At 29.8% G+C, this 13,122-nt stretch carries 10 protein-coding genes; 7 read left to right on the top strand and 3 right to left on the bottom strand.

From position 1 onward, the window contains the following. Positions 1-72: 72 nt before the first annotated feature. Positions 73-2,895, top strand: a complete 2,823-nt coding sequence (locus tag AC3VJB_RS00740) for a gluzincin family metallopeptidase (RefSeq protein WP_437823984.1) — start codon at positions 73-75, stop codon at positions 2,893-2,895. A 117-nt stretch (positions 2,896-3,012) separates the two neighbouring features. Continuing rightward, on the top strand, positions 3,013-5,466 hold the full coding sequence (locus AC3VJB_RS00735) for an alpha-ketoacid dehydrogenase subunit alpha/beta (RefSeq protein WP_437823982.1): 2,454 nt from the start codon (positions 3,013-3,015) through the stop codon (positions 5,464-5,466). Positions 5,467-5,548: 82 nt separating this feature from the next. Here AC3VJB_RS00735 and AC3VJB_RS00730 read toward each other — a convergent pair whose 3' ends face one another. After that, positions 5,549-6,319, bottom strand: a complete 771-nt coding sequence (locus AC3VJB_RS00730) for an SH3 domain-containing protein (RefSeq protein ID WP_159613822.1) — start codon at positions 6,317-6,319, stop codon at positions 5,549-5,551. A gap of 65 nt (positions 6,320-6,384) precedes the next feature. Continuing rightward, a complete protein-coding gene (locus AC3VJB_RS00725; RefSeq protein WP_497666626.1) occupies positions 6,385-7,656 on the bottom strand; it encodes a DUF2851 family protein in 1,272 nt (423 codons plus the stop codon). Positions 7,657-7,869: 213 nt separating this feature from the next. Between AC3VJB_RS00725 and AC3VJB_RS00720 the strand changes: the two genes are divergently transcribed. The 5 genes from AC3VJB_RS00720 to AC3VJB_RS00700 all read left to right on the top strand — a co-directional run bounded on the left by AC3VJB_RS00720 (position 7,870) and on the right by AC3VJB_RS00700 (position 12,345). Beyond that, entirely contained in the window at positions 7,870-8,502 is a 633-nt protein-coding gene (locus tag AC3VJB_RS00720) for an NAD(P)H-dependent oxidoreductase (RefSeq protein ID WP_497666625.1), read from the top strand. Between the two features lie 63 nt (positions 8,503-8,565). Continuing rightward, on the top strand, positions 8,566-10,161 hold the full coding sequence (locus AC3VJB_RS00715; RefSeq protein ID WP_083574845.1) for a sodium:solute symporter: 1,596 nt from the start codon (positions 8,566-8,568) through the stop codon (positions 10,159-10,161). After that, on the top strand, positions 10,154-10,327 hold the full coding sequence (locus tag AC3VJB_RS00710; RefSeq protein WP_164505159.1) for a hypothetical protein: 174 nt from the start codon (positions 10,154-10,156) through the stop codon (positions 10,325-10,327). Before AC3VJB_RS00715 ends, AC3VJB_RS00710 begins: the two co-directional genes overlap by 8 nt. Next, positions 10,305-10,805, top strand: coding sequence for a cupin domain-containing protein (locus tag AC3VJB_RS00705; protein WP_047790079.1), 501 nt, complete (start codon positions 10,305-10,307; stop codon positions 10,803-10,805). Before AC3VJB_RS00710 ends, AC3VJB_RS00705 begins: the two co-directional genes overlap by 23 nt. A 187-nt stretch (positions 10,806-10,992) precedes the next feature. After that, a complete protein-coding gene (locus tag AC3VJB_RS00700; protein ID WP_159493720.1) occupies positions 10,993-12,345 on the top strand; it encodes a TrkH family potassium uptake protein in 1,353 nt (450 codons plus the stop codon). Positions 12,346-12,390: 45 nt separating this feature from the next. On the opposite strand, the gene AC3VJB_RS00695 is transcribed toward AC3VJB_RS00700, so the two are convergent. Beyond that, positions 12,391-13,014: a LysE family translocator gene (locus AC3VJB_RS00695; protein WP_497666624.1), complete on the bottom strand. Its 624-nt coding sequence runs from the start codon at positions 13,012-13,014 to the stop codon at positions 12,391-12,393. Positions 13,015-13,122: the final 108 nt, after the last annotated feature.

Here is a 13,122-nt window from a genome sequence, read left to right as displayed (position 1 = left end):
GCTTTTTTATTTTCACAAAGTTTATGAAACTTAATGTTTTCTGTAAAACTTTTAAACTCGCATTATATAATATTGAAACAGAAAATACTCCTTTTAGTATGTACTTCCATCTTGTATTGCTTTAAAATAGTAGCACAAGAAAACTCTGTTGAAATAAAAGCTAAATTAGATATAGGCAACGATGTTATTCATATTCTACAAAAAACAACTTTTTACAATCACTCTTCTTCTAATCTAGATTATATTTTTTTACATAACTGGGCAAATGGTTATAAAAACGATGATACTCCCTTAGCAAAACGGTTTATTGAAGATTACAAAAAAAACTTTTACTTTTCAAAAGAAAAAGATAGAGGCTACAGTAAAATAAAAAACTTAACTGTTAACTTTAAACAAGTTTCATTCAAAGAGAATAAAAATCAACAAGATATTATTAAAGTACTACTCAACAAACCTTTAAAACCAAAAGACAGCTTAATAATACGTACCTCATATTCTGTGAAAATTCCAAATGCAAAATATACAGGATATGGAAAAACAAAAACTGGATACCATTTACGTTTTTGGTATCTAACTCCTGCCGTATATGATAAAAAATGGCAACTGATGAGTAACTTAAATTTAGACGATCTATACGAGGAGCTCTCTAATTACTCTATTTCTATAGATATTCCTAAGAGTTATCATATTGAAAGTAATTTGTATCAATATAAAACTGAACACAATAGCTATACAAACTATTATTTAGTTGGCGCCCAAAAAAAGGATATTATACTCCATATTGACACTATTAAAACTTTTAAATCTTTTAAGCTAAAAGATAAAGAAATTAAAACTGATGCCTATCTTAAAAAAATCACGAATGAAGAGACTACCAAAATTATAAATAAACAAATACAATTTATAGAAAACTTTATAGGTAAACACCCTCATCCTGAAATTTTTGTAGATTCTCGAACTATTAATAAAAATTCATTACATGAAATTTATGGGCTTCCAAGCTGGTTGAAACCTTTCCCTAAAAACTTTAGATGGGAAACTGGGTTCTTTAAAGCTCTTACCCAGAAATATTTCGACGATATTATTATTCAAAACCCAAGAAAAGATTATTGGCTTACTGATGGCTTGCAAACTTTTTTAATGATGGAGTATGTAAAAAAATACTATCCTGAAATTACTTTTCTAGGAAAATACTCTAAGTATTGGCCAATAAAAACATATAACATTGCTCAATTAAAGCAGAATGACAAATACCCTCTAGTATATCAGTTTAGCTCTCGAAAATTTTACGATCAATCTTTAATAACCTCTAGTGATTCTCTTTCTAATTTTAACAGAAAAGTTGTTAGTAAATACAAAGCAGGTTTAGGTATTAAGTATTTACACGATTTTGTAGGCGATAGTATTTTAAAAAAATCAGTAAAAGAATTTTATATTCAAAATCAATTAAAGCCCTCAAGTAGTAAATACTTTGCTCATATACTTCAAAAAAACACTTCAAAAGATTTGCAATGGTTCTTTGGAGATTATCTTACTACCGATAAAAAAATTGATTACAAAATAAAAAAGGTAGCTTATACCAAAAATAAAGACTCTCTAATTGTTACAATTAAAAATAAAAGAACGTTTAAAGCTCCTGTTGCACTATATGGCATCCAAAATAAAGATATAAAATTTAAAACTTGGATTACTAATATAGACTCTACCAAAACAGTTAAAATTAAAAGAGGCGACTTCAATAAACTAGCTTTAAACTATGAAAACAACTATCCTGAATTTAACTCTCTTAACAATTTTAGAAATGTAAATAATAGCTTTATAAGCAAGCCTCTCCAATTTCGTTTTTTTAAAGATTTTGAAAACCCCTATTATAATCAGTTATTTTATTATCCTGATATTAAGTATAATTTGTATGATGGTTTAATACTTGGAGTAAATATAAATAATAAATCACTGGTTAATCATAATTTTCAATTTAGTTTAACCCCAAACTATAGTCTAAAAAGTAGAAACTTTACAGGATCTTTTTCTGTAGCATATAATCATTTTTTAAGAGACTCTAAGATTTATAAAATACGATATGGAATTTCAGGAAGTAACTTTCATTACGCACCTGAATTAGGGTATAATACTTTAAGTCCATTTATTAATTTTCAATTTAGAAGAAATACACTCCGCGATATAGGTTCAAAATTTTTAATAGCTCGAATGGTTAGTATTAATAAAGAAGTTGAACCTAACAATACTCAGAGTGATCAAGACAAGTATAATATTTTTAACCTTCGCTATATCAACAACAAATTTGATGCTATACGCAGAATACAGTATGCTGCTAACCTTGAAATAAACTCTAATTTCAGTAAAATTTCAACCGATTTTCGTTATAGAAAGTTCTTTACTGCTAATGAAAGTTTTGAAGTCCGATTTTTTGGCGGACTCTTCTTATCAAACAAAACAGAAGGAAATTACTTTAGCTTTGGATTAAATCGCGGAAATGATTACTTGTTTGAGCAAAATTTATTTGGTCGCTCAGAAAGTGAAGGTATCTTTAGTCAGCAGTTTGTCGTTGGTCAAGGAGGTTTTAAATCTAAATTTAAAGAACCATACTTTGCTAATCAGCTTATAACATCTATTAATACCAGTGTAAGCGTATGGAAGTGGGCAGAAATTTATAATGACGTTGCCATGTTAAAAAACAAAAATACCTCTCCAAAGTTTTTTTATGAAAACGGTATTCGATTGAACTTCCTTCCTGAAATATTTGAATTTTATCTTCCTATTTACACCAATGAAGGTTTTGAAATCAATAAAAGAGCCTATCCTTCAAAAATTAGATTCATCATTACAACAGATATTGATAGAATTTATAATTTTATTAGAAGAGGTGTATTATAAATATCTCAATAATTACTTTATTTTAGTTGTTTTTTTGAAGAATATTCAACGAAAATAGAAATTTTTAAATATCAACTAAAAAACCTATCTTTGTAACCATACCTAAATTAGATGATTATGACGCAAAATACCGAAATAGTTAATACTCAACAGCTTTCTTTTCAAGATTTTAAAAATGAAGTTTTAAAGGACTATAGAATTGCTCGTATTAGTCGAGAATGTAGTTTATTAGGAAGAAGAGAAGTTTTAACAGGTAAAGCTAAATTTGGAATTTTTGGAGATGGTAAAGAAGTACCACAGTTAGCTATGGCTAAAGCTTTTCAAAATGGAGATTTCAGATCAGGTTATTATCGTGACCAAACCTTTATGATGGCTATTGGAGAATTAACTCCACAACAATTTTTTGCAGGATTATACGCACATACTGATATTGATATTGAGCCTATGTCTGCCGGTCGTCAAATGGGAGGACATTTTGCAACACATTCTTTAGATGAAAACGGTAACTGGAAAAATTTAACCGCTCAAAAAAATTCATCATCAGATATCTCTCCTACTGCAGGACAAATGCCTCGTTTATTAGGATTAGCACAAGCATCTAAAATCTATAGAAATGTTAAAGGTTTAGAAAAGCATACTAACTTTTCAATCAACGGTAACGAAGTTGCTTGGGGTACTATTGGTAATGCTAGTACAAGTGAGGGATTGTTTTTTGAAACTATCAATGCTGCTGGTGTTTTACAAGTTCCAATGATAATGAATGTTTGGGATGATGAGTACGGAATTTCAGTTCATGCACGTCATCAAACTACTAAAGAAAGTATTTCAGAAATATTAAAAGGATTCCAGCGTGAAAATGAAAGTAATGGGTATGAAATTTTCGTAGTGAATGGTTGGGATTATGTTCAGTTAATTGACACTTACAACAAAGCTTCTAAAATTGCTAGAGAGCAACATATACCTGTATTAATTCATGTAAAAGAATTAACACAACCTCAAGGACACTCTACTTCAGGTTCTCACGAACGTTACAAATCGAAAGAACGTTTACAATGGGAACAAGAGTTTGATTGTATTGCTCAAATGCGTAAGTGGATTTTAGAATTTGAACTAGAAAATGAAGATGGAGAGACTTTAAAATTTATTGATTCTGAAGAAGATTTAATCAATATTGAAAAAGAAGCGAAAAAAGAAGTTAGTAAAGCTAAACGTGATGCTTGGAGCGCATATACAAACGAAATAAAAGCAGAAGTAGCCGAAGCTATTGCTTTGTTAGATACCATTGCACAAAAAAGTAACAACGGTTCTTTCATTTCAAAATACAAAAACGATTTAGCGGCAATTGCTGAACCTATCAGAAAAGATATTTTAGTAGCAGCACGTAAAACGTTACGTTACTTAAGAGATGAAGATTTCACTGAAAAAACTGCACTTCAAAACTTTATTAAAACTTCAATTGATAAAGCTGCTGTAAAATATTCAGCTCATTTATTAAGTGAAACTGAATTAGCTACTGAAAATATTTCTGCCGAAGCTCCAACCTATGCTTCTGAAAAAAATATGGTAGATGCACGTATTATTATGCGTGATAACTTTGATGCTATTTTAGCAAAACACCCTGAAGTGTTAATTTTTGGGGAAGATGCTGGGTATATAGGTGATGTTAATCAAGGGTTAGAAGGTTTACAAGAAAAGTTTGGTGAGTTACGTGTTTCTGACACAGGAATTCGTGAGGCGACTATTTTAGGTCAAGGTATTGGTATGGCAATGCGTGGTTTGCGCCCAATTGCTGAGATTCAATATTTAGATTATTTACTGTATGCTTTACAAATTATGAGTGACGATTTAGCTACGTTACGTTACCGTACGTTTGGTAAACAAAAAGCTCCTTTAATTATCCGTACTCGTGGGCATCGTTTAGAAGGAATTTGGCACTCAGGTTCACCAATGGGTGGAATTATAAACAATATTAGAGGTATTCATGTATTAGTTCCTCGTAACATGACTAAAGCCGCTGGGTTCTATAACACTTTATTGGAAGGAGATGATCCTGCCTTAGTCGTAGAATGTTTAAACGGATACCGTTTAAAAGAAGAATTACCAACAAACTTAGGAGATTTTAAAACTCCAATTGGTGTTGTTGAAACTATCAAAGAAGGAAACGATATCACCATTGTTTCTTATGGTTCTACCCTACGAATTGTTGAAGAAGCTGCTAAAGATTTAGCACAAGTAGGTATAGATGTAGAAATTGTAGATGCTCAAAGTTTATTACCTTTTGATATTAATCACGATACAGTTAAATCAGTGGCTAAAACAAATCGTTTATTAGTTGTTGACGAAGATGTTCCTGGAGGAGCTTCAGCTTATTTATTACAAGAAATTGTTGAAAATCAAAATGGTTATAGACATTTAGATAGTAAACCACAAACATTAACAGCAAAAGCACATAGACCTGCTTATGGTACCGACGGAGATTACTTCTCTAAACCATCTGCAGAAGATATTTTTGAAAAAGTATACGAAATTATGAACGAAGCAAACCCTTCTAAATTCAAGAGTTTGTATTAATAATTAATTTTAAAATAATTAAAATAAAAAAAACGATTTTAGAATATTCTAAAATCGTTTTTTTATTCGCTTTTTTATATAATTATTCAGCTACTTTTTCTGCTACCGCCTCAGTAGCCGCTTCTGCTTCCTGCGTATCTAAAGGCTGATTTTTTGACTCGTAATCTTCTATTTTATTCTCTATAACTGGGATAAACTTAGAAGAAGATAGATCTGAATTATTTATAACATCTTTCAATGCCTTTATTCTTTCTGTCATTGTTGGTTGAGTATTTGCTATTCCTGCAAATTTAGCTGTTGCTATATCAACTTGATCATTTGTAATATTAGAAGTTTTTACCCAACCTTCTTCTATATACTTCCCTTCAGATCTTTTTCCTTTAACTTTAATCCAATCGCCTTGAGTTTCAGTCACAGCAATAATATCCATAACGCTGTACTTTTTTTCTGTTTTAGTAAGTAAATCTGGCCTTTTGTAAACTACTGCCTCTTCTAACATAGCTCCCACTTTACCATTAACAGCTAAAAAGGTAGATCTAGTCCATCCTTCTTTTCCGTCAATCAACTTTACTTTGTAATACTCTTTCTTAGAAACAGAATCTATAGTTTCTTCTCCTGTTAAGGTTACTTTTTCTCCTAAACTAATAGAAGTTATCCATTTCCCTTTTGCAGAAGCACTTTCTCTAATAGATAATTTATCTAATAAACAAATTGCTGAAGTAGACTTTTCTTCTTTTTCACTAATAGATTTTTCAGTTGTTGAAGTACCTCCTTTGTTTTCTGAGTTTTTGTCGTCTTTACAACCTATACAAATAGTAGACACTAATGCAATAGCAATTAATATTTTTTTCATTATTATAAATTTTTTACGCAAATATATCATTTATTAATTAAATAATTTAACATGCTTTATTTACATTATTTGTTTAAAATAAAATTCCCAACATTACAGCTTAAACATTTTTTGTTTTGGCAATAATTATTTTTCAACTCTAATAAAGCCTGAGATTCAAAAGCATTTTTTGCTTTAATTTTTAACTCATCAAACTTATTTATAATTGAATTTTTTTCTGGGTGTAATTGTTGTATCAATTTTAACAAACTTTCTTCATTAACCTCTCCTCTAGCTTGTTCATAAACAAACTTTAAAGGAATAATTGTATTAATAATCAACAAGTCAATAAATGATTTTGTAAGTATTTTAACTGATTTTTTTGACTCAGAACCAAACGTATAATGAGTTTTCCAAAACTCATTTACTTCAACTGTAAATAAATTATAAAAACCCTCTATTTTATTTACATCCATTAACCTTGAAAATAAGCTTTCATATTTATTATATAAAGCCACTAATTGCGCTATTCTAATCGTAGGAAAGTTATTGGGGCGCATTCTAAAAAATTGAAAACGATGTTTTATTAATGATTGTAGCCTGTATTTGTGCTTTATGTAAACATACTCATTTTTAAGTTGCTCATAATAACTCTCTTCTATTTCATCAACTAAAAAACCTGCCTGTCCAAACAGTAAAGCAGATAGCTGCTCTTCGTTAAATCGAACTTTACGTAATACAGAAAAATCAAACGATTGTGCTAGTTCTAGAAAGGCTGCTCCATTAACTTTCAATCCGAAATTCTTAGCTAATAACTGAAACAACACCGCTTCATAATCATTATTTGATTTTTGTAACAGCTCTTTTATTACCACCGATTTATTCTCTAATCGTTCAAAATACAAACGTTCTAACCAGTTATTTAATAAAAAAGAATTGATTTCTCCTATCTGCTTTTCACAAGGAATCCATCGTCGTTCTTTTAAAAACAATTTTCTATAATTTACCAATACATCTTCTTGAACAATTTTTTGTAATTCAACCGTTGGTAATGGATGATTATTTTTCATAAACACATCAGAATCATGTTCCCACACAACATGTAAAATAACCGCATCATAATTCACATCTTTTTCATGATGATGCGCATACCAATCTGATGACTTTATATGAATTTCAACATTTCCAACCCATAGCTGCCCATCAATCTTCAATTTTGTATTCAAAAAATCAGGTCCTGAATTCGTATTATGACTCCCTGTGTTTAATACTTCAACGATTTCTCCTTTTACTGATATTAAATTTGCTTTGCTAAATAGTTTATACTGCCAAATAAAGTGCAAGAACTCTTCTTTCATACATTTTTTTATTTTCAATGTACAAAATATTTTTATGATACTATCAATATTAATTATTCGAAGTATTTTTAGACTACTTTTTATTCTTCTATTTTTGTCAAAATAAATTACTATAGGTAAACTTACAGGATAACAATGTAAGGGCACGTTTTTAATTTAGAGATAAACCTTGAAGTATTTTAACTCTCAATTATCGAGTAAAAATTAAACCACATGAATAGTATAGAAAATTTACAATGGCGTTACGCTGTTAAAAAATTTGACGAGCATAAATTTCTTTCCGAAGAACAAATTAATCTTTTAAAAGAAGCATTTAATTTAACTGCTACTTCTTATGGATTACAACCTGTAAAAATGGTTGTGGTTAAAAACAAAGATTTACAACAACAATTGGTGGCACATTCTTGGAATCAACACCAAGTTGCACAGGCTTCTCATTTATTGGTATTGTGTACCCCAAAAGAACTTACTACTAAAGATGTTGAGAGCTATTTTAAATTAGTAAAAGACATAAGAAACACACCCGATGAAGTTTTAAATCCTTTCAAAGAGTTTTTAACTAACGATATAGAGAATAAATCTCCTGAAGTATTGTTCCATTGGATGAAAAACCAAGCATATATTGCTTTAGGAAACTTAATGACTGTTGCTGCAAATGAAAAAATTGACAGCTGCCCTATGGAAGGTTTTGTTCCTGAAAAATATGATGAAATTTTAGAATTAGATAAATACAACTTACAATCAGTTTTAGTATTACCTGTTGGTTTTAGAGCAGAAGATGACTACATGAAAGACTTAAAAAAAGTTCGTAGAAAAACAGAAGATGTCGTTATTGAGCTTTCTTAGACAACACTAATTATGAATTACGATTGATAATTTTAGTACATTCGTAATTCATAATTTAACTATATGCAACCGTTACATATACTACTCCTTATTTTAGCCTATTTTGGTGTATTAATTCTTATCTCATACATCACAGGTAAATCGGCAAACAATCAAACATTTTTTAAAGCAAACAACTCATCTCCTTGGTATTTAGTTGCCTTTGGTATGATTGGAGCATCATTATCTGGAGTTACTTTTATTTCGGTTCCTGGTTGGGTTGAAGGTGACAAAATGAGTTATATGCAAATGGTACTAGGGTACGTATTAGGTTATGCCGTTATTGGATTGGTACTACTTCCACTCTATTACCGATTAAATTTAACTTCAATTTACACCTATTTAGAAGGACGTTTTGGTAGATATTCGTACAAAACTGGGGCTTCTTTTTTCTTACTTTCAAGAACTATTGGTGCTGCCTTTCGCTTGTTTTTAGTGGCAAATGTATTACAGTTAATTTTGTTTGATGCTTATGGAATTCCGTTTTGGGTAACAGTAACAATTACCATTTTACTTATATGGCTATATACTTTTAAAGGAGGCATAAAAACTATTGTATGGACAGACACTTTACAAACGTTGTTTATGCTAATTGCTGTTGGAGTTTGTATTGTAATGATAAAAGATGAAATGCAAATTGATAATTTGTTTTCGTATGTAACAGACAATAGCTTATCTAAAACTTTCTTTTTTGACGATGTAAAGGCTGGTAACTATTTTTGGAAACAATTCTTTTCAGGAGCTTTTATTTCAATTGTGATGACAGGTTTAGATCAAGACATGATGCAAAAAAACTTGACTTGCCGCAATTTAAAAGATGCTCAAAAAAACATGTTTTGGTTTACTATAGTACTCGTTATTGTTAACTTCTTTTTCTTAGCTTTAGGAATCCTGTTAACTGATTACGCTACAGTAAATGAACTAAACGCTCATAAAGACAACTTATTTCCTACCATAGCTATGAGTGGTGATTTAGGTATAGCTACTTCCCTATTCTTCCTTCTCGGTTTAATAGCAGCAGCATACTCAAGTGCTGATAGTGCTTTAACTTCGTTAACTACTTCTTTTAGTATTGATATTCTTGAAATTGATAAAAAAGATAATGAGCAAGAAAGAGAAAAAACACGAAAGAAAATTCATGTGCTGTTTTCATTTATTTTAGTGGCTACTATCTTAATTTTTAAATATTTTATTGCTGATGAGAGTGTAATTGCTAAAATATTCCAATTTGCTGGTTATACTTACGGGCCGTTACTAGGTTTATATGCTTTCGGACTGTTTACTAAATTAAACATAAAAGACAAGTTAGTTCCTATCATTTGTTTAATGGCTCCTATTATAACTTATATTATTAGCTTTTACAGCAAGGAAAAGTTTGGGTTTGATTTTGGTTTTTTTGTATTGATATTAAACGGATTCTTAACTTTTTTAGGATTACTTTTGATAAGTAATAATAAACAAAGTAAATCAGCAATTCTGCCTATAATTATGTCTCTTCTTGGTTTTCTAAGAGCTATATTGAATGGATTTGAAGACTGGAGAGCTATATTATTCCTAATTTTAGGTTTTACTTGGCTCAGTATTATTATCTCTAGATTAAAAAGCAAGCATAATGCCTAAAAAAGGAAAAGCTAAAAATACTGTAAACAAAGCGAAACATACACGCTTAATGAAGCAGAAAGAAAACAAACTTCGTTTGGAAAAACAACGTACTAAAGAACGTTTAAAAGCCATTATTAAAAAAGTTAACGAACAAAAAGAAAATGACAGCTCAACAAATAATTAAAAAGTTTGACTTAACGGAACATCCTGAAGGTGGATTTTATAAAGAAACCTATAGAAGCAACGGAATTATTAAAAACAAACACTTAAATTCTAACTTTGTAGGTGATAGAAATTACAGTACTTGTATTTATTTTTTATTAACTTCTGAAAAATTTTCTGCCTTTCATAAAATCAATCAAGATGAAATTTGGCATTTTTATAAAGGAAGTACCTTAAAACTACATATGATTTCTCCCAAAGGAAACTATTCTTTTGTATTGATTGGAAATAATATAGAAAATGATGAGCAACCACAATTTGTAGTTCCGGCTGGTTACTGGTTTGCTGCTGAAGTTAGTAAAGAAAACTCATATGCTTTTACTGGTTGTACTGTTGCTCCTGGGTTTGACTTCAACGATTTTGTTTTACCTAAAAGAGAAGAGTTAATACAACTATTCCCACAACATAAAGAAATCATAACTAAACTAACACATTTTTAAATAATTCTTCCTCACTACCTATATACAAATCTACTATATAGTGTATAAGAAGTAAGATTCTTTTACATTTCCTTTTCATCTATTAATTGATTAAATTTGTTACTTAGTATTACCTATCTACAGATACTAAAAAAAACTTCAATTATAAAAGTAACGAAATACTTAGCCGTTATTTTACTTAAAAAAAATGAAAAATAATACATACAAAAAGCTATCTATTTGGTATAAAAAATTCCAAATTAGCAAAACACCTCAAATGAATTTAGTTTGGGGATTCTTCTTATATACCTTTATCGGTTTTATTTTACTATCAATTCCTCTGTTTCATAAAGCAGATGTATCTTTTTTGGACAATCTATTTATCTCAACATCAGCAATATCAACTACAGGGCTAGTTACTATCAGTATTTTTGATTCCTATAATTTCTTCGGACAGTTTATTATAATGATGCTCATACAAATTGGTGGAATTGGCTACATGACACTAACAACCTACTACTTGTTATTTATCACAAAAAAAATAACGCATTGGCATAGTAAATTATTAGGAACTGAATTTACGTTACCTAATAGTATTAAAATAAAAGATTTTATTAAAAGTGTTATTGTCTTTACTTTAATTATGGAAACTATTGGAGTTATACTGTTTTATATTGCTTTTACCAATTCTGGTATGCAAAACTTAAAAGCCATTTGGTTTGCTATTTTCCATAGCGTTTCATCTTTTTGCACTGCGGGTTTTGGTTTATTCAACAATGGCTTTGAAGAATACCACGATAACGTTTTTATAAATACAACAATCTCTATTTTAGCTATAGCAGGTTCTTTAGGTTTTATTGTTGTTACCGATTTATGGTATCGTCTTTCTGGAAAGACTAAAGAAATATCCTTCACAACAAAAATTATTGTCTACGGATTTATATTCTTATTACTTTCAGGAACATTACTTACGTACCTATCAGAATCTTCTTTAAACCTAAACTCCAACCATTCGTTAATGACTTCTTTTTTTCAAACAATGTCTGCAATGACAACAGTTGGTTTTAATACTGTACCTATTGGTGGTTTTTCTTTACCAATATTATTACTACTTACTTTTTTAATGTACATAGGTGCATCACCATCTGGAACAGCTGGAGGAATGAAAATCACAACTTTAACAGCAATGATTTCTATATTAAAAAGTAGATTATTAGGACAGAAAAAGATTACGTTTTTAAACAGGATTATACCTTTTGATAGAATTTACATAGCAACCTCTACTTTTATGTTATATACCAGTTTAATTTTTTTATTCTCTTTTTTACTTTCATATAGTGAAAGCTTCTCTTTTGACAAAATATTGTTTGAAGTTGCTTCTGCTCTTGGCACCGTTGGATTAAGTACTGGAATTACTGGGGACTTATCAAACCTAGGCAAATTCCTCATAATTATTCTAATGTTCATAGGAAGAGTTGGTGTTTTAACTTTTGGTTTTGCTTTATTACAACAGAAACAAAACGAATTAGAAAAAATAAAATCTGACGATTTAGCCGTATAATTTTTTAACCGATAGCGAAATAATAATCGCTATCGGTTTATAATTTTACATAAACGCTATCTGTAAGCCCATCAATACAAATATTACACCTGAAATTTTATTTAACCTTACCCCTATTCTTTCATTCTCTTTAATCTTAGTTGAAAATATCCCAGCAAACGATGTTAAAACCAAATACCAAATGGTAGTCATTACCGCATAAATTACTCCCATTATTATAAAAGGAACTGGATTTTCTATCTCTGTTGGGCTTATAAACTGCGGAAAGAACGCTATAAAGAATAATGCAACTTTCGGGTTTAATATATTTGTTACAAACCCTGATGTAAAACTGCTTTTTGCTGAATTTTTCTTTTGTTCTTCGTTTGTATTAGCAATCAGCCCTTTTTTTGACATCACTTTTGTTACACCTAAATAAATTAAATAAGCTGCTCCTAAATACTTAATCAATGCAAAGAATATTGCTGATTTAGCTACCATAATCGATAAACCTAATGCTCCAAACAAAGTATGTACTAGAGCCCCAGTGTTTAAACCAAAACTAGTATATACACCAGATCTTCTTCCTTGGCTAATTGACTTGTTAATTAAAAAGACGGTTTCTATTCCTGGTGTCAAAACAAAAAGAATAGTTGCTACTAAAAATGCTATAAAATTCTCAATTCCCATTTCGTTACTTCTTTAAAAATGATTACAAAGTTTTTTATGCAAAGCAACAGCAGTTCTCTTTATTAAAAAATACTTATTTTTGACTGATTAATGCAAAAAACGCATTAA

The organism is Tenacibaculum sp. TB-53, from assembly GCF_059716285.2.
Note: the sequence above shows the minus strand (reverse complement) of the source record. Positions and strands in the feature narration are given on the sequence as shown.

Excerpts from the sequence above, each read along its gene's own strand:
- AC3VJB_RS00725 (WP_497666626.1), bottom strand. The coding sequence starts at position 7,656 with ATGAAAGAAGAGTTCTTGCACTTTATTTGGCAGTATAAACTATTTAGC.
- AC3VJB_RS00735 (WP_437823982.1), top strand. The coding sequence starts at position 3,013 with ATGACGCAAAATACCGAAATAGTTAATACTCAACAGCTTTCTTTTCAA.
- AC3VJB_RS00710 (WP_164505159.1), top strand. The coding sequence starts at position 10,154 with ATGCCTAAAAAAGGAAAAGCTAAAAATACTGTAAACAAAGCGAAACAT.
- AC3VJB_RS00700 (WP_159493720.1), top strand. The coding sequence starts at position 10,993 with ATGAAAAATAATACATACAAAAAGCTATCTATTTGGTATAAAAAATTC.
- AC3VJB_RS00705 (WP_047790079.1), top strand. The coding sequence starts at position 10,305 with ATGACAGCTCAACAAATAATTAAAAAGTTTGACTTAACGGAACATCCT.
- AC3VJB_RS00720 (WP_497666625.1), top strand. The coding sequence starts at position 7,870 with ATGAATAGTATAGAAAATTTACAATGGCGTTACGCTGTTAAAAAATTT.
- AC3VJB_RS00730 (WP_159613822.1), bottom strand. The coding sequence starts at position 6,319 with ATGAAAAAAATATTAATTGCTATTGCATTAGTGTCTACTATTTGTATA.
- AC3VJB_RS00695 (WP_497666624.1), bottom strand. The coding sequence starts at position 13,014 with ATGGGAATTGAGAATTTTATAGCATTTTTAGTAGCAACTATTCTTTTT.
- AC3VJB_RS00715 (WP_083574845.1), top strand. The coding sequence starts at position 8,566 with ATGCAACCGTTACATATACTACTCCTTATTTTAGCCTATTTTGGTGTA.